The sequence below is a fragment of the Shewanella sp. BJSY2023SW007 genome (assembly GCF_047314525.1).
GTDB lineage: Bacteria > Pseudomonadota > Gammaproteobacteria > Enterobacterales > Shewanellaceae > Shewanella > Shewanella chilikensis.
Genome location: NZ_JBKORL010000040.1, coordinates 1 through 20,954, shown reverse-complemented (window position 1 = coordinate 20,954; position 20,954 = coordinate 1). Strand labels below are relative to the sequence as shown.

Here is a 20,954-nt window from a genome sequence, read left to right as displayed (position 1 = left end):
GCAACGTCCTTGTCGTTAAAAAAGACCTTCAGGAGAGCCATCAAGAGTGCACCTCCGCCAGAAGCTGCATTATCTCCTTCGCCACCATATCCAAATCAGCATCAATCTCTTGTAGCGACCTTGGAGGCTGGTACTGGTAGAAATGACGATTAAAGGGGATCTCGTAGCCGACAATACCCACCTTGCCATCGAGCGGGTCGGTCTTGCTGGTGTCTATCCAGGCGTCGGGCACATGGGGCAACACTTCACGCTCAAAATAAGCGTTGATATCCTCATTCAGGGGCACATTTTCGTTATCTCTTAGTTCAGAGGCTGGCTCTGGAGCCCCTTTGCTGATGCAAACCTTGGCTTTGTCATCCTGCTCACCTAAATTGGCATATAGGAGCTTTAACACTGCAGCAGGCAGCTTGTCGGCTGACATGGCACTGAACGCCTTGGTGAAGACCTTTTTGAACTCCTCACGGCAAAGGAACTTATCATTGGAGAGGCCTGAGAGCACCTCAAGTACCGTAGCTTTTAGGGTTTCATCGAGTTTGGCCCAGGCTTTACTTTGTTGTAAGGCATCTAGTTTCACTGCATCTTTGGGGTAGATAGCAAGCTTAAGAGGCCGCTCCACAGTAATCCGGCGATAACCGAAGTCGGTGGTGTTAAATACCTTGGCTATAGGACTGTTAAGCTCTTTGCCATCGTAGCGACTATAGAGCTCGACAATGGTTTTAATAGCATCGTCATCGAGGAACTTACGCTTGCTGCCAAGCGACTTTCGCATACTCGAATGCATGTCACTGGCGTTAATCAGCAGCACCTTACCCTTACGCTCAGCCGGTTTGTGGTTGGACAGCACCCAGATGTAGGTGGCAATACCAGTGTTGTAGAACATGTCTGTGGGCAGTGCGACTATGGCATCCAAGAGGTCACGCTCAAGGATATAACGACGGATTTCGCTCTCACCACTACCTGCTCCACCGGTAAACAATGGTGACCCGTTAAGAATGATGCCTATGCGGCTTCCCGGGCTATTATCGGATACTGGCTTCATCTTGCTAATAAGGTGCATCAGGAACAAGAGAGAGCCATCGGACACTCTTGGCAGACCCGGACCAAAACGGCCTTCATGTCCCTTGAGCTTGTGCTCATCGTTAACCTGCTTCTCAACCTTCTTCCAATCCACTCCGAATGGTGGGTTGGATAGGCAGTAATCGAACCGCTCGAATCTGAGTTGGTCATCTGACAGGGTATTACCCAGCTTGATGTTGCTGATGTCCTGCCCCTTGATGAGCATATCGGCCTTACAGATGGCGTAGGACTCGGGATTGAGTTCCTGACCAAAAGTAGCCAAACGGGCTGAACCATTGATTTCATTGAGGTACTCCATACCGGATGACAGAAAGCCGCCAGTACCTGCTGTAGGGTCATAGATAGAACGAACCGCCCCGGGTTTAGTAAGGGCCTCATCATCGGCACTGAAAACCAGAGAAGTGGTGAGTCTTACTATGTCTCTGGGGGTAAAGTGCTCCCCGGCCGTCTCGTTGGAACTCTCTGCAAAGCGGCGGATAAGCTCTTCAAACACCAATCCCATTTGGTAGTTGGTTATCTTGTCCGGAGACAGGTCTATTCCTCGAAACTTCTTCACTACCTGATACAACAGGTTGGCATCATCAAGGGCATAGATAGTATTGACAAAGTTGAAGTGCTCGAAGATTTCACGGGCATCTTTGGAGAAGGCTCTGACATAGGCATCGAGGTTATCACCTGTGTTGGTTTCACCAAGCTTAGTCAGATCCATCTTGGAGACGTTGTAGAAAGACTGACCAGAGGCATTTAGCAGTAGCTTTTCCCGAGCAAGCTCCGCCATATCTTTAGTAGCTTCAAACTGAGCCAGTACCTTTTCCTTGTTTGTCTCCAGCACACACTCCAAACGCCGGAGAACGGTAAAGGGTAAGATGATACGGCCATACTGTGATTGTTTGAAGTCACCGCGAAGAAGGTCGGCAACTGACCAGATAAAACTGGCCAATGAGCTAATGCTTGTGTGTTCCATGGAGTTCCTGCTGACAGCTCTACCAGTGCCTGTGGTGACACCGGGAGCAGTATTCTAACGACAATGTTAACCGGGAAGTCTACCAATAGCCCCTTTTACTGACCAGTTGTTATTTCACAGATTTTCCCTATGGACACATCTCACTTCTCCCCCGCAATCTCCCCAAGTCAGCCTATGCCGATTTTGCTTTGAAGCCTGTTCCCCCAAAACCCAAGAGTAGTCAGCATTTTGAAGGATTTAGGGCATTGCTCTGCCGATTTTCTAATGATTTCTTAAAAGTCCCTAAGGGAATAAAGATAAGAATACTTTAGTCAGATTGCCGATTTTTCAGCAGAGGGTCAGGATGGCTGAGTAAGGTATGACATCAACTGACCTACAACTCCGCTAACCCATTGTGATACCTGCGTTATAACCATTTCGAAAATCATGCTTCATATTCATGAATAAATTTCATATAAGCAAATCTCCAAGTCTAGCTTGCGGTTTTGCCGAATCCTCCTGTAAACGTCATTTAGGGGCTTTCATGGCTTGTCAAAATCGATTAAAACTATAAGTAACAAGGGGGTGACACAAAATGCCCTCTGGGAGATCACTATGTTTAATCAAGATGTTAGCAAGGAGGTGTCGGTACAAGGTAATACAACTGATAACTTCAAAGTGCCCTTTGAGCTGTTGAAGAACCAGTTGGGAAAGACCCTCTTCGAGGTTAGCCGATTGCCAGTCCAAAGTGGATTACTGCAAACCGGCAATATCAGCCTCGCCAAACTGTTGGCCAGGCGTTGTGGATATTCACTAAGAACTGCCAGGCGTCATATCAGGCGTTTGGAACTGGCTGGCTTAATCACCAGACAGGCTAGTATCACCGCTGCCGGAATGCAGTCGGTTAACCTTTATCAACGTAGATTCGATTGATGAGGTGTAAATGCCCCAGCAGGCAACCTAGGAAGGTGATCCTGCCGGGGAAGAGCCCAAACAAGGCTCGAAGGCCACAAAAAAGCAGGTTTTCTCAATAACTATTTTAATCTGCTGGCCTTATTTCCAAGGAGATGTCCTTATGACATCACTATATAAAGTTAACCCTAGCAACACCCCTCTGATGCTGAAAGAGCACGGATATGATGGCATTAAGGCCATGTTCGATCTGCCAGAACTGATTTGCCAGTTAACTGGCAGTGAGATCAAGCCAACGCAATCCGACTACTGCCAACTTGACGACGATGTATGCCCCTTCTGTGGTCATAAAGGCTGCTTTAAGATTTACCATACCGACTCTGAAGAGCAGCACTACCACTGCTATTCATGTAATAAGCATGGGGACATCTTTGGCTTTTTAGTAACCTGTAAGCTCGCTAAAAATGCCTATGATGCCGCCAACAAGCTGCTAAGTGGTGAGATTAAAGGGGTTACCATCAACACCCAGCCCCGCCCACAAACCACCAGAGCAGTTCAAAACGTGCCTCAGTTGACCCCGGAGCAGTTGGAGCAACGTCAGGCGTTGCTGGAGGATGCATGGGAGTACTATTGGGAACCCATGATTGAGAAAGACAGCAAGCCGTTATCGTGGCTGATGGCTAAGCGAAAGCTGAGTTCAGACACTTTGATTGACCTAGGAATTGGATACAGCCGCGGTGAACTCTGGCGCCATCTAACAGCTAAAGGATACGATCTTGATGAGCTCTATGATTCTGGACTGGTGCAAAAAGGCCAATTTAGCCCCAGGGACTACTTCCCCAAGGATGTCTACATCTTCCCTCACTATGATGAGCAGAAACACATTTGCCGCTTTACCTTTAAGGATCCTACTAAAGCCAAGCTGTTTCAATTGCCCAAGAAGTACTGGCTGAACGACATCCAGTTTTATGGGCAAGATACAATGGACCGCTCGGGCTGTGTTGCCTTGGTTGAAGGTGAACATGACCTACTGGCTTTGGTAGAGCATGCCTGGCAAGGTCCTGTGCTGGCAACCAATGGCCAGTTGGGTCAGTCACAACTGAATTGGCTCGCTGAACGACTAAAAGATCGGCAACTGGTTACCTTCTTCGATAATGATGATGCCGGTAACAAGTATCGAGAACGAGTCGCCGCTCTAGGGTTGCCATCCTTAATCCAAGTGACCTTGCCAGAAGGCCATGGCAAGGATATCGATGAATACCTTCGCGGCGAGAGCCCGTTGAGTCTTGAAGAGTTAGTCAGCACGTGCGGTACGCATTATCCACCAGCGGAAGCCAGCCCAGAGGAAGCGTCGGCTGAGGCTGAAGATACACCAGCAGCCACTGCAAGTATTTGGGACTCCATAGACCCAAACACCTTCAATGACGTTGGCAATGCCAAACGACTCAGTACTTTATGGGGTCGCGTCGTTGCTTTTGTTCCTGAGTGTAGTCAGATGTATCGCTTCAAGCACCACATCTGGGAACCTACAATGGATTCTGAATTACAGGCAGCCAGCGAGGTAGGAAACAATATCATCAAACACGGTATGATGGAAAAGTGTGCAGCGGCAGCAGCCAATGAGGAGGAGGCTATCAAACTCGCCGATAAATACATTCAGTTTGGACGCAAAAGCCTAGAGCGTAAGAAGCTGGCGGATATGCTGGAGATATACAAATCGAGCCACCAGATCAAAGCGAGTACTTTTAACTGTGATCCAATGAAGTTTGGTGTCCGGAATGGTGTCATAGACCTCAATACAGCAAAACCCTTGGCACCAAGCCCAGAGATGTATATTAGCCGCTGTAGCGAGGTCAGCTATGACGAATCGGCTATCTGCCCTCGTTGGGAGCAGTTTATCGATGAGATTACCTGTGGGGATAAGGAGTATGGCCAGCTACTGCAACGGATTGTTGGTTACACTTTAACCGGCCGTACTGATGAGCAAGTGATGTTCTTCTTGCATGGCCATGGCTGTAACGGCAAGAGCACCTTTATGAACATCTTGCAACGACTGATGGGGAGTTACTACCACCAGATAAGCAGTGATGTGCTATTGCAAACCAATGGCAGTGGTAAAGGTCCCAATCCATCCCTTGCCAAGCTGGTGGGTAGTCGGCTGGTGGTGGCCAACGAGCTCCCTGAAGGCTCTCGTATGGATGAGAACTTGGTTAAGTCCATGACTGGGGATGACATCATTGTTGCCAGGCACCTCTACGCCAAGCATGAGCTGGAGTACAGACCCATGTTCACCCTGATGATAATCGGTAACCACAAACCGGTTATCCGTGATACCAGTCCTGGGATGTGGCGACGGATGATTTTGCTCCCCTTTAACGCCAGCTTTACTGGTAACCAGTTAGACCCAAAGCTTATGGAAAAGCTCTACGCAGAGCTGCCGGGCATCCTCAACTGGGCCATTAAGGGAGTACAAATGTGGCTTGAGCGAAGCATTAAGGGCTCATTACCAGCAAGTATTCAAGCAGGAATTGATGAGTATCGTCATGAGTCAGATCTGCTTGCTAACTTCTTGGAAGAAATGACCATAAGCGAACCGGAGAGCTATATCGCAACAGATGAGCTATACGACGCCTTCCGTCGTTGGGCAGAGAGAGATAGTGACTGGAAGATGACTCGCAACATCATGACTAAGCGGCTAAAAGATAAAGGGTTTACCAAGGTTAGGAAGCAGAACAAGGCCTGTATTCAGGGATTGATGTTAAAACCCAGGATGGAAGGTAACCATGACTTCTACAGCTCTGTTGTTACTGCACCTGAGCCTAAATACCATGCCTAAAGATTGGTAATAAAGTGTACGTCAGGGGGGAAGGCCCCCTGACAGCACTTAGTATTCCTAATACATTTGAGGGATTGCTATACGGGGCATCTTATTGATGGCGGTGTGTAGATCTGCGTAGCTTCCATATCTTCTACCAACATTACCAGCATTGGAGTGACCTGTGATTGCATTCTGAATATCCTCCCGCATAACTTGACGGGCCTGGGTAATAAATCGGTGGCGAAACGCATGCAAAGGCTTAAGCTCTTCAAACAATTCGATGTTGGCTTCCTGAAACTTCCGCTTTAAGTACACCGCGACCCCATTGTGAAGCTTACCAGCCGCATTTGCTTTCAAGAGCGGGAACAGGCGACCATTTGGCGGAAGTGATTTAACGTACCGAATGAAACCGAGTTCAATCAATGCATCACATATCGGCACCTTTCTCGCTTCATTATTTTTCACTGACTGCCCTTCTCTAGCGTCACGAATGTGGATGTACCAAAACGAGTTATTAGCCTCTAGTTGCTCGATATCACGAACGTATAGCTGTGCGATTTCTTCAGCTCTAGCACCCGTGTAGGCTAATAGAACGGGTAACCAATAAGGTGCTGCACCATATCGAGCCAGTGTTTTAGGTTCAAGCTCACGAAACATGGATAAGGAGAAGATCCTGGCCACCTCGGATTCTGAATAGCCTCGCTCTCTCAATGATGACTTGGTTTGGGGCTTAGGGGATACACCATGGCACGGATTGGAAGGGATAACGTCTAACCTCACCGCCTCTTGGAAGTATCCTGAAATCAGATTTAACTCTTTCTTAGCCGTAGCAACTGTGATCGTAGCCAGCCCTTGAGCTTTGGCGGCTTTGGCTTGCTCTGCAAAAGGCAACCTTCTGATATCTGCTTTAGGCTTTACTGGGCATGTAATGATAAAGGTAAAGAAGCTCCGGAGCTCAAGCTTGCCAATGCTACCTATAGGTTTATCACCGAAGAACTCAACTGCTCGATTACAAGGTTGCGTCCTATCTTGCAACCATCTGTGTAACTTGAAACCATCAAAAGTCATTCCCTTTTGGGCGTTAACCCATTCAAACAGTTGACGGAGGGTTGACTGGTTAGAGATAGCCCCCTCTGGACTATCTACTTGAGCTCGGTATGACTCGTTTGCATCAGAAAGGACCGTAAATCCCATGTCGGCCAATTCTTGATGAATACCTTTTAGCAGAGTCGACTGGTTAGAAACAGCGTATGTTTGAGTGAAAGGTCCCCGATAGGGCAAGCCTCGTATTGCATCACGACGTGCCACCCCTTCCCTATCAAAAGCCGAACTACAAAGCGTTTTACATTGCTTTGCAAGAGCCTTGGCAAGGTAGAACCTCGGTTTGAAAGCAGATAGACTGAGCCCAGATAACATCAGGGCTTCATCGATGAATGATGCCATATGTTCAACAAATTTCTTCTCTACGGCTTCCCTGTCATGTCCGTAGTAATTGCTGAGAGCTGCTTCTTCAAGCTCCTCAAACAAGTCATGATTGTACTCAACTCCTTCATCAGTCTCCCTGATGTAACGGGCCAATATCTCGGGCTGGTGAAGCCTAGAGGCTTCATAAGTCGCCCAACGAGATACGATAGCATCTAAGTCGCTATTACTGATGGTGCATTCTTGCTCTTGGTTAGCAAGCCTGATCCTCGCCATTGCAACCAACGCTTCAAATTCCGCAACTACTGCAGATGCCCTTTGCTTTGCTTCTTTGGCATCCTTGGTATTGAGACTGCGTTTTAACTCTGATTTACCTTCAAGGAAGGGTCTGAGTTCGACGGGAATGACCTTCCTGACCTTGTATACACCGGTCTTAGGATCGGGCTTAGGTTGAATCATAAATGCCATCTCTTTTGTACCACCTTTTTGTACCACCCCAAGGTGCCAAAGGTTGGGAACATTGACTTATTCATCCACTATAATTCAAAGTGTTATGATTATAAAAGCAAAAACCTAACCATAAGATCAGAGTCTTTAGACTTGGCAATGACGGATGTATTCGAACCGTCAATTCAAACGGGCATTCGGCACCACTCCGGGCCAATTTGTTCAAACAGAAAAATCATCAAGATGGAGTCAAGATTGACCATTCACAATCAGCAATCATCATGCGTTCAGGAACTTAACCGGGGCCGCGAATTTTTACGGGGTACCCTGGCGGTAATGCCGCTGACTTTAGCTGTTATCCCCTGGGGAATATTGGCCGGCTCGCTGGCACTGGAAACCGGCCTCAGCGCCGTAGAGAGTCAAGCCATGAGCCTGTTTGTTTTCGCAGGCTCGGCGCAATTGGTCGCCCTCGGAATGATAAAGGCAGGTTCAGGCCTACTGGCCATTTTGGTTACCACGGCATTGATCACCTCGCGTCATCTGCTGTATGCCATGGCGATGCGTCCAGCCATCAGCCCCTTGCCACTGCGCTGGCGCTTGACACTGGGTTTTCTGCTCACGGATGAACTCTTTGCGGTGGCCAATCAAAGCAAGGAAAGTACCCTTAGGCCCTGGTACGCCCTGGGAGCTGGTTTGAGTTTTTATCTTGGCTGGAATCTGGCAACCCTGGCCGGAATTCTTGCCGGCAGCTCTATGGATAATCTCGGCTCTCTGGGACTGGATTTTGCCATCGCAGCCACCTTTATCGCTTTGGTGGTGCCGAGGATAGTCAATGTTGCCACCGCCTTATGTGTGCTCACGGCCATGTTGCTGAGCGTCCTGTGTGAAGCACTGGCTATCCCGGGAGGCCTGCTGATCGCCGCCGTAACCGCCATGGCTGTGGGGTATATCTATCAAAGCCTCTTGGGCAGCAGTCCAGTTAAACCGGTTGAGACAACACAAGATAAAGGCGAGGAGCAGGCATGATTTGGTTAACCATATTGACAATGGCGCTGTTGGTGATACTCAGCCGTTATTTACTGCTTGAGCCCGGGCTGCCGATACGGCTTGGCAAGAAAACCCAGGCTTTCCTTGGCTTTTCGGCGCCGGCGGTATTAAGCGCCATCTTCGCCCCCATAGTGTTTCTGCGAGACGGCGAGTTGCAACTGAGCCTGAGCAATCCCTACCTCAGCTGTGCCCTGCTGGCTGCCTTACTTGCACTGCTGACCCGCAACACCCAGCTGACCACTATCGTCAGCATGGCGGTATTTTTCTGGATCTACTGAGGTCTCAGTCAATCACGGCTTTGGTGGCGGCCGCCCCCGACCAGGCCCGCAGCTTGTGGCCGGCAACGGCGTAATAAAGGATCATCCCATAGCAGGGAAGGAGGATCCCGTAGGCGCTTTGATGGGGCACACCCTGGTGCACCAAGGCGCCATAGAGCAATGGCAGCAAGGCGCCACCGGCTATGCCCATGATGAGCAGTGCCGAGGCCACAGCAGTCAGGCGGCCGAGCCCTTCCAGCGCCAGCGGCCAGACAGCGGGCCAGACCAAGGCGTTGGCAAAGCCAAGTAGCGCAAGGTAAAGCAAGGGATCCGGCAGCGGCATTATCCCCAAAGGTTCGAGCAAGAGACTCGACAGCTGCATGCTGGTTTCATCCCCAAGCATGATCCCCAAAGTAAACACCAACCCAGCCAGCGCCGAGCCCACCAAGGCACTGCGCTGACTCATTACTCTTGGGATCAAGAGTATGCCGAGCAAATAGCCAAGCACCATAAATCCCATGGTGTAGGAGGTCAGAATGCCAAATTCGGCCACTTTAAGATGCTGACCATAGAGGCCTATGCTGTCACCGGCAATCACTTCGGCACCTATATACATAAAGAGAGTCAGTGCCCCGAGAATAGCCTGGGGATAGGCCAGAATGGCGCGCCAATCTGTTCTCGGTACCAAGCTGTCACAGCTTTTGGCCTGGCTGTCCTGTTCAAGTTGCAGTTCGGGCAGAGGCGAAAATCGCACATACAGCAGCAACAGAGCCAAGACAACCGCCATCGCCAGGTAAGGCTGCACCAAACGGGCAGACAGTTGCTCCAATGCCGCAGTGCGCTCAAGCTCACTGAGCTGTGCCAACGCTTCCGGCGTAAAAGCATCCATACCTGTCAACACCCAGGCACTGAACACCAAAGGAACAATAAAACCGGCGCCCTTGTTGACCACGCCCATACAGCTGATCCGCATGGCGGCGCTTTCTCGCGGACCAATGCAAACAATGTATGGATTGGCCGCGGTTTGCAGTATGGTAAGACCGGTTCCCAGAACAAACAACGCCAGTAAAAACAGGCCAAAGGTGTGGCTCAGCGCCGCCGGGATAAACAGCAGTGCGCCACTAGCCATTACCCCAAGACCAATCTGTAGCCCGGCACGGTAACCGAAACGGGTCAATAGCCCGGACATGGGCAAGGCCATCACGAAGTAAGCGATATAGAATACAAAGGCCACCAGATAAGCTTGCAGCTCATTGAGTTCACAGGCGATTTTCAGAAAAGGGATCAGTGCACCATTGAGCCAGGTTACGAAGCCGAATACAAAAAAGAGTATTCCAATCAGCACCATGGGCAGTAAAGTGCCGCCTCCTTTATTCAGGGTGTTATTGTCCATTATCGGCATCTCCTCTTGTTATTGTTATTCTCTGTCAATGATTATCCAGCTGCTGCCAAGGACAGATGTCCCTTGAAGCTGCTTATTTTTCAAACGCTTTTGCTGCGAACTTCGGCGCCCGCTGCGAGCCTGCCGCCTTGCCAGCGCTTTGACTGATACAGGGCATCGTCAAGCAGCAGCAAGTCAGCCCGCATGCCTTCGGCCAACATGCCTCTGTCATTCAGCCCGGCAAAAGCGGCCGGAGTACTGCTGGCCATGGCAACGGCCTGCTCCAGCGGGATCCCCAGCACCTTGACGGCATAGCGAACCGCCGTTGTCATCTCCAATACTGAGCCGGCCAAAGAGCCGTTGAGATCCCTGAGCTCAGTACCGCGGCGCACAACTTTACCGCCGAAAAATTCAAACTCCTGCTCTTCAGAGCCCACAGGCGACATGGCATCTGTTACCAGCATCAAACGTCGACTCCCCTTGACACGCCAGGCGAGAGTGGCGCTGACCGGGTGCAGATGATGACCGTCGAGAATAATGCCGCAAAATGCCCTTGGGTCACTGAGCGCCGTTCCCACCATGCCGGGAGCACGCGACTCCAGCTGTGACATGCCGTTATAAAGATGGGTAAAGCCGCTGGCTCCGGCATCCAGCGCCGTCATCACGGTTTCGGCATTGGCATTGGAATGCCCCAACGACACTCTGACACCGAGCGCCACCAGGCGGCGAACATCTTCAGGCCCTACCCTCTCGGGAGCCAGAGTCACCACACAAACACCCAGTTGGGACACAGCCTCGGCGTAGAGCGCCAACTCAATATCGCCAAGCTCTCTTAAGCGTGCTTCACTGTGGCACCCCTTACGCTCCAGTGACAGATGCGGCCCCTCAAAATGGATCCCGGCTATGCCGTCAAGACCGGCTTCCCTGGCGCTGATGGCCGCCGCTAGTGCCACTTGCATTACCCTGATATCGTCGCTGATAAGCGTCGGCAACATGCTGGTGGTGCCGAAACGGCCATGGGCGTCCAACATCAGCTTAAGCGTCTCAACGCTGGGTTGCCGGTTGAACATGCGGCCACCACCACCGTTGACCTGAGTGTCGACAAAACCGGGAACCAGAAGGCCTGCATAGTGAGTTGCCGCCTCACCTTCCTTGGGCGCCTTGGCAATGGTATGAATACGGCCATCGACTATCCGCAGCCAAACCTCACTACTGCGGCTCATTTGCGGCCCGAGCAGGGCACCATCGGCACCAATCCAGAACGGGGCCTTGTCAGTGTTGCTGTTCATGCCAGCCTCCGGTCAACAGGGTATCCATATCCGCTACCTGCTCGTTGGCGCTCACGCTATTGCTCTGTTCCACTCTAGTCGCCAGCGCCTTTCCCAGCATGGCGGCGCCGCGAACGCCACTGGCGGCGCCGAATTGAGCGGCGCAAAACTCGGGCAACTGCACCCCATTGAACATATGCCTGGCGGTAGCCTGCGGCAGCGCCGCCAAAATTTCCGGCACTTCGCTCAAGCCGCCGCCGAAGACAAAGATGTCCGGATCCAGACTGAGGATCTGCCCGGCCAACACACTGCCCAGGGCATCCAGATAAGCATCGAAACTGCGTTTGGCTATGGCATCACCGGCACGCAGCGCCGCCAGCCAAGCGTATGTATCACCCTCGCCGCCAAACGCCCGGTAGATACGACCAAGGCCTGTGCCCGAGACATAGGTTTCGGCGCAGCCTTTGAGGCCACAGCCGCAATCGTAAAGCGGCAAGCCATGGCGCAGCAGCACGCTGGCCGCCATACCCTGATGGCCGAACTCCCGGCCAGACAGTGGGCGCCGGTGATCAGTCGCCCTTCGATACAGATCCCGCCGCCAAGCCCGGTACCGAGTATGAGCCCAAGAACTCTGGCATGATCTTTCCCGGCTCCCAGCAAGGCTTCGGACAGGGCGAAACAACGGCAATCATTGCCAAGAGCCACAGGACGCGACAACAAGGCGCCCAGATCTTCGGCCACTTTACGCTGATTGAGGCAAGGTACATTGCTGGAGACCACAGTGCCATCGGCGCGGATCACCCCGGGCAGGGCTATCCCCACAGTGCCCGGGATGCCGGACTCGGCCGGCCAGCGCCTGTCGGCCTCGCTTATCTGCAAGGCGAGTGAGGCCAGAAAGCTCTGATAATCGTCACCCTGAGTCGCAATGCGCCATTTATCCAACAAACGCAATTGTGGACTGAACACCGCCAGTTCTATCTTGGTACCACCGATATCCACACCGTAGTACATGGCTCAATCCTCTGTGTTATCCAGGCTGCCGGGCCGAGTATAAACCGCAAGCGAATGCAGCTTCACCCCCTGCACCACTCTATTGACCTGGCCGCTGGGACAGGGATTATCCGGTGACACCCCAAGCTCCAACGCCTTGTAAAATGCAAGTAGCTGACAGTAAACAATAAAGGGCAGTATCAACCAAGCCTCTTCCAAACTGGCCTGACCATCTTGGGCCAGAGCCTCTTCACTCAGATAACAGATATCCAGCGCCCGCTTATCGGCGCGCAGCTCTGACAGAAGATCCAGATCGTAGGCTCTGGCATAGGGCTCAGAGCTGCCGAGCAGCACTATCTGGGTATCTTCATTCACCAGTGACTTGGGGCCGTGACGAAACCCCAGCGGACTCTCAAAACTGCTGATCACTATACCGGCCGTCAGTTCAAGGTACTTGAGCGCCGCCTCCTGAGCCGCCGCCTTGAGCGGCCCGGCGCCGAGGAACACTATCCGCTTGCAGCAATGGGCCGCGGTTTGCTGCACCCCAGCGAGCCGGGTTTCCAGCAGTTGCTCCGTCAGTGTCAGCACCCTGGATAGTGGTTTGTCTTCCTCAGCAAACAGCAGCAGGGTCGCCAGATACATACAACTGAAGCTGCTGGTCATGGCAAAGCTGCGATCGTGGCTTTCCTGGGGCATCAACCACAAACAAGCCTTGTGACTGTGTTCGGCCGCATAGCTGACCAAAGCTCCCTCAGGGTTACAGGTCAGCAGCAGATGACTGACATCTGTCAGCAACTCATCGGCCAACGCCAGCACAGCCAGGGATTCAGGGCTGTTTCCAGAGCGGCCATAGGAGACTATCAGAGTCGGCTGCAATGGGTTGAGATGCAGCCTGGGGTGAGAAACAATATCCGTGCTGGACAAGGCTTCCACCCTCTGGCCAGGCAATCTGAGTTGCCGCTGTAAAAAGGCTGCCAACGCCTCGCCGATATAAGCCGAAGTACCCGCGCCGGTGAGAATAATCCGCAGATTGTCCTTGGCCAGCAAGGGATTGAGAAAAGCGCTGAGCTGCGCTTCCCTGTGTTTGAAATCGGCCTGTAATTCGCGCCAGAGTGTCGGCTGCTGGGCTATCTCGGTCGCCGTCCATTTACCGCTCTCCGGCGCTTGCCAAAGCGGGTTGGCGGCAGATTTTGGATACAAGTGGGTCTTTGATAGGTCACTGACTTGCATTGATTTATCCTTCGATGGCAGCAGGCTGACAGGCGCTGGCATAACGGTTAAGCACCAGGCCGATATGATGGAGTACCAGCTCAATCGCCGTGGCAGGCAGCTCGCCTCTGACCACGGCCGGATAGGCCAGCGGCAGATATTGGCTGATAAGAGGTTCGGGAATGGGGTTTGCCAGATTGGCCAGCAGCTTGTCTATGGTCAGTGACAATTCGGGCCAGTAGTAGCGGATCCTGTCACTGTAACTGAATCCCAGTTGCCAATCCCGCAGCGCAGGATCTGTATAGAACGACTGCCAGTATTTGGGCTCAGACAACATCTTCTGCTCACACAGGGCTCTAAGCCCTGAGCGTTTCGCCGCCGGCACCAGCAAGGCCTCTATATGATCCAGGGCAAACAGCCCCTCGCGCAGGGCAAAAGTCAACTGCGGCCCCACTTTGAGAATGGCAAAATGGCCGGCCACCAACTGGGCGTAATGCTCCGGCAGTTGATAATCTGTGGAGTGGGCTTCAAACACCAGGTTGGGCTGCTCACGAATAAAGCGGCTCTGCTCTTTGGTGAGCGTATCATCATACTGATGTACCCCGGCATTGCCGAACTCCACCCCTGGCTGCACCACCAGCGCAATCACCCGCTGCCAAACCTCCTCCCCAAGCCCTTCGGCGGCAAAGGCCTGTTTGTGGGCGCTAATGGTGTGTTTCATCGCCGCGACCGGGGTGATCTGCAGCCCCTCCTCCAGCGAACTGACACCACCGGGAGCGGGTACTTCAGTGCCTATCACATAACAGAGCTGTTGCCCCGGCGCCTTGGCCGCTTCTGCGGCGCGGCACAGTCTGGCGGCGCGCGCGGCAATCACCTCATCGGCAAGGGGCGTGTGTTCCTGATGACAAGCCATGCTGGCATCCAGATGAATTTTACAAAATCCCGCCTCGACATAGGCCCGCACCATGGCTTCGGCCTCGGCCATCGCCTGCTCGGCAGTCAGGTGTTTCCAGGCCACCGGCCCCAAGTGATCGCCGCCGAACAGCAACTGCGCTTCGGCAACACCTTCACTTTGGGCCAGGATCTTCACAAAGGCGATAAAATCGGCGGGGGTCATGCCTGTATAGCCGCCGTGCTGATTGACCTGGTTGGCCGTAGCCTCAATCAGCAAGGGCGCCCGTTGCCGCGCCGCATGACGCAGAGCGGCGCGCAGTACCAGCGGCTGGGCCGAACAGACGGAATAAATCCCCGCCTGCTGCCCGGCCTTGTTGGCCTCAATAATGGATTTGAGTGCAGACATGCTTACCTCAACCTACAATGCCAAGCGGTTTGGCGCTCTGCCACACGCCACGGGTAAAGTCGGGGAAGTCCTTGGAGTTACCGCGATCGGCCACTGAAGCCGCCGACAGAGGCTGCACCGCCGACCAGGCCGCACCGTCATACACATCCTGATCCAGCGGCTCGCCGTTACGCAGGCAGTAGATCATCCGCCAGCACATTAAAAAGTCCATGCCGCCATGACCGCCGTTCTTTTCGGCCGCCTCGCCCATCTGCAACCACAGCGGATGGTCATACTTGGCATACCACTGGGTCATATCCTGGTCCCAATGGTGGAAGCTGCCACTGCCGCCCTGCTCCAGCGCTATGCGGTTGGGGAAACCGGCAAACACCCCATTGGTGCCCTGAATCAGGTTATGGCGGCTGTAAGGACGCGGCGTTGTGGTGTCGTGTTGCACCATGATGGTTCGGCCTTTAACCGTCTTGATAAGACTGGTATTGATATCGCCGCAGATATAGTTGAGCTTGTTGCGGGCATGGTCGGCGGGGAATTCACGCTTGGCATAGGCTGCGCGCCCAAGCGATGGAGAACTCATGGAAGTGAGGTAGTCGAACCTATCGCCGCGGTTGATATTCATGTACTGGGACACAGGCCCCAAACCATGGGTAGGATACAGGTTCCCGTCAATCAAGGCGTGATACTTGGTGCGCCAGGAGCCCGTCTTGCGATCTATCTCCTTCATCTGCCAGCGCAGCTCGTGAATATAAGCGGCCTCACCGTGCAGCAGTTCGCCGAACAGCCCCTGGCGTACCATGTTGAGCACCATCAGCTCGTCGCGACCGTAGCAGACGTTTTCCATCATCATGCAGTTGCGCTGGGTTTGCTCGGCTGTGTCCACCAGATCCCAGAGCTGCTCCATGGTGATCCCCATAGGCACTTCAACAAAGGCGTGTTTGCCGGCCAGCATAGCCTCTTTGGCCATGGGGTGGTGCCATTCCCAAGGTGTGGCAATGACCACTATGTCCACATCCTGGCGTGCCAACAATTCACGATAGGCGTGTTTGCCCTGGGAATAATAACCGGGCTGGGCCAAGCCTGCGTCACTCATTACCTTCTTGGCACGTTCTATGACCAGGGGGATCGGTATCGCAGATAGCTGTTACCCTGGCGCCCTCTATGTTGTTGAAATGGTGAATGAACCCCACACCTCGCTCACCGACGCCGATTAGCCCCACCCGCACTTCGGCCATTTTCGGAACCACCAGCCCCATGACAGAGCGGCCACTGGCCTTGGGTGCCAGTGCAGATGAACCGGCATTGGCGGCGCAGCCAGCCAGCGCCGAGGCAGCAGCTGTGGCCACTGAAGCTTTCAGAAAGGAACGACGATCAAAACCAGACATAACTTCTCCCCTTGTTATTTGTTTTTATCTATCAGGTGCAGCTGCACCCCTTGCTTGGTGAGTTCTTCCACATAGCGCTCGGGAATGCCGCTGTCGGTCACCAGTTGCTGGATCTGCCGACTGGCACAAATTACATGAAACGCCTGTTGGTCGAATTTGGATGAATCGGTAACTACTATGATCTCGCTGGCAATCTCACACATCATGCGGTTGAGACTGGCTTCCTTCTCAAAATGGGTGGTGAGACCTGCCTTGAGATCAAAACCATCCACCCCGAGGATCAGCTTGTTGAAGTTGTAATCCCTGAGGCTCTTCTCGGCGATGGAACCATAGAAAGACATCGACTTCTTACGCAGCAAGCCGCCGGTAAGCATCACCTCAACGTCGTCGGAACGCGCCAGCTCTGTGGCTATGTTAAGGCCGTTGGTCATCACAATAAGATCTTGATGTTCAAGGAGGTTGACCGCGACTTGCTGGGTAGTGGTGCCCGAGTCCAGCAACAGGCGGTCGCCATCATTAACCAAAGAGGCCGCCACCTTGCCCAGCTCCTGCTTCAGTGCCGAGTAGCAGTGGCCCTTCTCTTTCAGTGACAGTTCACGAATAAGGTCGGAGTTAACCATGGCGCCGCCACGGGAGCGCACCAACAACTGCTTTTGATCCAATACCGCCAGATCCGAGCGTATGGTGACTTCCGAGACCCCGAAGCGATTTGCCAGCTCGGTGACCGACACCTTTCCCTGTTGTTGGGTCAGCCGGACTATCTCCTGCTGCCTCTCAATAGTGTTGAGATTATTCACTGCACTCTTCCTGTTTTGTTTGTTGCGCTCTGGAGCAGGTGAACCTGCACTAACTTTCGAAAGCTTTCAATTTACTAGCAACGTCGTCAAATCATAACAACAATTCTTATACCACAATGACTTAAGCCAAAACCAACAACAAACTTTCACTTTCAACTAGCTAAACTATGCACCAAACCGAAAACAATTAAAAGACATTTTACATTTTTTTATTGATCACCCAGAGTTTTTAACGCTATAAATAAGCAATCGAAAGCACTTCGCTGTTTCCAATGCTTTCGAAAAACAACAAAAGCGAAAGGCATTAAGCCTGATAAAAACAAACAGCGGGGAACCCATGAAGCTCTTAGCCACCCAACCTGCCCTAATTGCCCTGGCAGTTGCCAGTGCGCTGGCAACACAGCCGGTTACGGCCAATGACGAGTCCGACAAGGAAAACAAGGCTCAAACACAACAAAACTCAGCTCAACAGCAGGATGCCGAGCTGGAAAGGATCCAGGTAACGGGTATCCGCTCAGCCATTAAGGAGTCGCTGTTTCTGAAACAGAATGCCACCGCAGTGGTGGATCTTGTGGTGGCCGATGATATAGGCAAGTTTCCGGATGAAAACCTGGCCGAAGCACTGCAACGTATTCCCGGGGTGACCATTACCCGCAACGGCGGCGAGGGACAGAACATACTGATCCGCGGCCTGGGGGACGGCTACAACATCACTACCCTCAATGGCCGCAAACTGGCCTCGGACAACGCCGGGCGGGACTTCAACTTTGACACCATAGCCTCAGAGCTGGTCAATGTGCTGGCGGTTTACAAATCTCCCGAAGCGCGGCTCACCGAAGGAGGCATAGGGGCAATTGTGGATATTCAGACCCGCAAGCCTTTGGATTTGGAAGGTTTTACCCTGCAAGCCTCGGCCAAGGGTATCTATGAGTCGCGCACCGAAGACCTGCACCCGCACGCATCTCTCATCATAGGCGACAAGTCCGATGACGACAGTTTCGGCGCTCTGTTTTCCGCCGTTTACTCCAAGAAAACCCTCAGGGCCGACACCTATTCCGCCGATGGTTTTTTCGATGAAGAGGAAGGCTGGGGTGTCGACAGCGCCGGGGTGCCGGTAGACACCAACGGCAATGGTGTGATTGATGAAGGCGAAATCTACGCCTCCAAAATACCCAGTTACATGTACTATGCCAACGCCCAGGACGTACGCGAACGCATCGGTGGCACCCTGGCGCTGCAATGGCGGCCTCTGGATAATCTGGATGTCAATTTCGACGCCCTCTACTCTCGCTACAATACCGATGGACACAAATACCAGATAGGGTTTGTCAACTATGACGAGGAGTGGACACCGGGTACCCCGCTGTTCAGCGATGCGCAGTTCGATGAGCTGGGGCGAGTGGTTTCCATGCGCCAGCAGGGCGACAACACTATGGTGGAGCTGCTTAACTTGAGCACTCCGCGCAAGACAGACACCTACCAACTGGCACTGAATACGGCGCTGTTTATCACCCCCAATTGGTCGGTCACCGCCGATCTTGCCTACTCGGCCGCCAAAAACAAGAACAAGGGCGACAATCGCTTCATCGTCGCCCGCGGCTTTGTCGACAGCATAGATATCGACTACACCAATGGTCAGATGCTGCCGGATGTGGTGATAGGCCCGGGACTCACCAGCGAGCAGACCTATGGTGCCCACTACAGCCTAAACAGTGGCACAGGCGTGGATGACAAGGTAACGGATCTTAAGCTGATGACCCAGTATTTGCCGGAAAGCGGCTTTATCAGCAAGCTGGATGCCGGGATAAACTATGTCAAACAGGTCAAGAGCCAGAATGAGTTCAGATCGAGAAACCCCAGCCAATTCAGTCGCGGCGGCTACTATCTAACCCGCGACGGTTATGCTTTTGACGGCTCGGGAGTCTTCACTCAAGGCGAGTTTGAGCTATTCCAAATTCCGGGCAATGTGTTTGTGCCCGCCAACTTCGATAACTTCCTCGACGGCGAAAACAGCATCTCACCGGATCCCTGGCCCAGCTTTGACTATGACAAGTTGCTGGAATACTACCGCTCCATCAACAGCGATGCCGCCAATGAGGCCATAGTAGCCAGTGCCAATCAGGCCGGTACTTATGAGGTAAGCGAGGCTGTGACCTCGGCCTATGTGCAGATAACTATTGAAGAGCTGCTGTTCGATCTGCCCTATATGCTCAATCTGGGGGTCAGGGCCAGTCGCACCCAAGTCGATTCCGAAGGCTTTGGCTATGATTTGAGCAAGGTAGTGCTGGATGATGCCGGTCAGCCGCTCAACGATGACTGGCGCACTGTCAGCCCGGTAAACTACAGCGACAGCTATACCAACATATTGCCAAGCCTCAACTTCAAGCTGAACCTGCAGGACGATCTGCTGCTGCGCATCTCGGCCGCCGAAGTATTGAGCCGCCCGTCACTCTACTCGCTCAGAGTCTGGGCCGCGCCCAACTTCACCAGTCAGGAGCAGGGCTTACCAACTCTGGTGCGCGGTAATCCCGGGGTTGAACCCGAGCAGGCCAAACAGGCGGATCTGGCACTGGAGTGGTATTACGGCGACAGCAGTTCACTGAGCGGCGCCCTGTTCATCAAGGATATCGACTCCTTTATCTCTGATGAAAAGACCCCCATGGAGGTCAATGGCAACCGTTACCTGGTAAGCCAGCCGGTTTCCGGACAGTACGGTGCCAAGGTGCAAGGCTTTGAAATTGCCTGGCAACAATCCCTCGAACAGTGGTTGCCTGAGCCATTCAACGGCTTTGGCTGGCAGCTTAACTACACCTATGTGGACAGCAGTTATGACGATCCTAAGCTGAAAGCCAAGGATCTGCCATTCCAGGGGATGTCCGAGAACTCCTACAATGCCGTGCTCTACTATGAGCAGTATGGTTTGCAGGCGCGCCTTGCCTATAACTGGCGCAGCAAGTTCCTGGTGGATCCGGATGCCTGGGGCGGCCCGGCCTGGATAGACGACTACGGCCAGTTGGATGCCAGCATCAGCTACGACATCACAGACAACTTGACCGTCTTCAGTGAAGCCTCCAACCTGACCAACAACCGCTACTCAGGTTACATCAAGCGCGAAGATCAGGTGAATTATCTGGAACGCTTCGGAACCCAGATAGCCGTAGGTATTCGCGGCCGCTTCTAAACGGAACCAAGACGGATCCCCAAGAGTAACCATCTGACTGACTCAAGCTGCACTAAACACAAAGTGAGTATAAAGTAGTTCCAAATACAGAAAGCCACCTGATTCAGGTGGCTTCTCTACTTAAGTCTCGAGTACCTTTATTGAAGATAGCGGTCGGATGAAATCTCTGTGCTTCAGAGACTGGATAAATCTGATCAGACAAACGGGTCGAGCCATTCTCAATATCTCCACAGCAGCATCTCACATGGGGGCGAAAGACATCTGCTCATCAAGCACAGCTTGATAGATGGCTGTAGCGCGAAGCAGCTTGGCTGCGAGCTGAGGGGCACACACTGCGCCAGCCGCTTTGGGCTGCATGTTAAGTCGTGCTCGCTGGAGACAAAAGTGGCGTCTGGTGATGGCCAGCTTCGAGCAAGCTCTGCGCGTTCGTCTGTCGCATCAAACTGAGTTTGATAAACACGACAACCTCACCCTACTCCACATGGGATTGTGCCTCACTGCGTTCGGACTCTTTATCTTCCCCATG

Annotated in this window: 13 protein-coding genes and 2 pseudogenes; 5 read left to right on the top strand and 10 right to left on the bottom strand. The window is 52.8% G+C overall.

Going from position 1 to position 20,954, the window contains the following annotated elements:
• Positions 1 to 40: 40 nt before the first annotated feature.
• A complete protein-coding gene (locus ACMHXE_RS07385) occupies positions 41 to 2,041 on the bottom strand; it encodes a type I restriction-modification system subunit M (protein WP_413731851.1) in 2,001 nt (666 codons plus the stop codon).
• 594 nt (positions 2,042 to 2,635) lie between these two features.
• Between ACMHXE_RS07385 and ACMHXE_RS07380 the strand changes: the two genes are divergently transcribed.
• The gene (locus tag ACMHXE_RS07380) at positions 2,636 to 2,953 is read left to right on the top strand and encodes a winged helix-turn-helix transcriptional regulator (protein WP_101096681.1); all 318 of its coding nucleotides are present in this window, start codon (positions 2,636 to 2,638) and stop codon (positions 2,951 to 2,953) included.
• Positions 2,954 to 3,095: 142 nt separating this feature from the next.
• Positions 3,096 to 5,768: a phage/plasmid primase, P4 family gene (locus ACMHXE_RS07375; protein ID WP_413731849.1), complete on the top strand. Its 2,673-nt coding sequence runs from the start codon at positions 3,096 to 3,098 to the stop codon at positions 5,766 to 5,768.
• Positions 5,769 to 5,825: 57 nt separating this feature from the next.
• Here the strand turns inward: ACMHXE_RS07375 and ACMHXE_RS07370 are convergent, their stop codons facing one another.
• Complete coding sequence (locus ACMHXE_RS07370) at positions 5,826 to 7,640, bottom strand: DUF6538 domain-containing protein (RefSeq protein WP_187575238.1); 1,815 nt, start codon at positions 7,638 to 7,640, stop codon at positions 5,826 to 5,828.
• 234 nt (positions 7,641 to 7,874) lie between these two features.
• Here ACMHXE_RS07370 and ACMHXE_RS07365 point away from each other — a divergent pair, with 234 nt between their 5' ends.
• On the top strand, positions 7,875 to 8,645 hold the full coding sequence (locus ACMHXE_RS07365) for an AzlC family ABC transporter permease (RefSeq protein WP_264186603.1): 771 nt from the start codon (positions 7,875 to 7,877) through the stop codon (positions 8,643 to 8,645).
• A complete protein-coding gene (locus ACMHXE_RS07360) occupies positions 8,642 to 8,944 on the top strand; it encodes an AzlD domain-containing protein (RefSeq protein ID WP_413731846.1) in 303 nt (100 codons plus the stop codon). Before ACMHXE_RS07365 ends, ACMHXE_RS07360 begins: the two co-directional genes overlap by 4 nt.
• A 4-nt stretch (positions 8,945 to 8,948) precedes the next feature.
• On the opposite strand, the gene ACMHXE_RS07355 is transcribed toward ACMHXE_RS07360, so the two are convergent.
• From ACMHXE_RS07355 to agaR, 8 genes and pseudogenes are all read right to left on the bottom strand, one after another.
• Complete coding sequence (locus ACMHXE_RS07355) at positions 8,949 to 10,316, bottom strand: MFS transporter (RefSeq protein ID WP_144219951.1); 1,368 nt, start codon at positions 10,314 to 10,316, stop codon at positions 8,949 to 8,951.
• A gap of 89 nt (positions 10,317 to 10,405) precedes the next feature.
• Complete coding sequence (gene nagA / locus ACMHXE_RS07350; protein ID WP_413731867.1) at positions 10,406 to 11,527, bottom strand: N-acetylglucosamine-6-phosphate deacetylase; 1,122 nt, start codon at positions 11,525 to 11,527, stop codon at positions 10,406 to 10,408.
• A gap of 49 nt (positions 11,528 to 11,576) precedes the next feature.
• Positions 11,577 to 12,098, bottom strand: coding sequence for an ROK family protein (locus ACMHXE_RS07345; protein ID WP_413731845.1), 522 nt, complete (start codon positions 12,096 to 12,098; stop codon positions 11,577 to 11,579).
• A gap of 86 nt (positions 12,099 to 12,184) precedes the next feature.
• A pseudogene (locus ACMHXE_RS07340) lies at positions 12,185 to 12,583 on the bottom strand (ROK family protein); the annotation flags it as partial.
• A 3-nt stretch (positions 12,584 to 12,586) separates the two neighbouring features.
• A complete protein-coding gene (locus ACMHXE_RS07335; protein WP_335923371.1) occupies positions 12,587 to 13,792 on the bottom strand; it encodes an SIS domain-containing protein in 1,206 nt (401 codons plus the stop codon).
• A 4-nt stretch (positions 13,793 to 13,796) separates the two neighbouring features.
• Positions 13,797 to 15,071, bottom strand: coding sequence for a class II D-tagatose-bisphosphate aldolase non-catalytic subunit (locus ACMHXE_RS07330; protein ID WP_413731843.1), 1,275 nt, complete (start codon positions 15,069 to 15,071; stop codon positions 13,797 to 13,799).
• 7 nt (positions 15,072 to 15,078) lie between these two features.
• A pseudogene (locus ACMHXE_RS07325) lies at positions 15,079 to 16,450 on the bottom strand (Gfo/Idh/MocA family protein).
• Positions 16,451 to 16,464: 14 nt separating this feature from the next.
• Positions 16,465 to 17,247 carry a transcriptional repressor AgaR gene (gene agaR / locus ACMHXE_RS07320; protein ID WP_208142684.1) on the bottom strand — a complete coding sequence of 261 codons (783 nt, stop codon included), beginning with the start codon at positions 17,245 to 17,247 and terminating at the stop codon, positions 16,465 to 16,467.
• Between the two features lie 337 nt (positions 17,248 to 17,584).
• On the opposite strand from agaR, the gene ACMHXE_RS07315 reads away from it, so the two are divergent.
• On the top strand, positions 17,585 to 20,428 hold the full coding sequence (locus ACMHXE_RS07315) for a TonB-dependent receptor (RefSeq protein ID WP_413731842.1): 2,844 nt from the start codon (positions 17,585 to 17,587) through the stop codon (positions 20,426 to 20,428).
• Positions 20,429 to 20,954 lie beyond the last annotated feature (526 nt).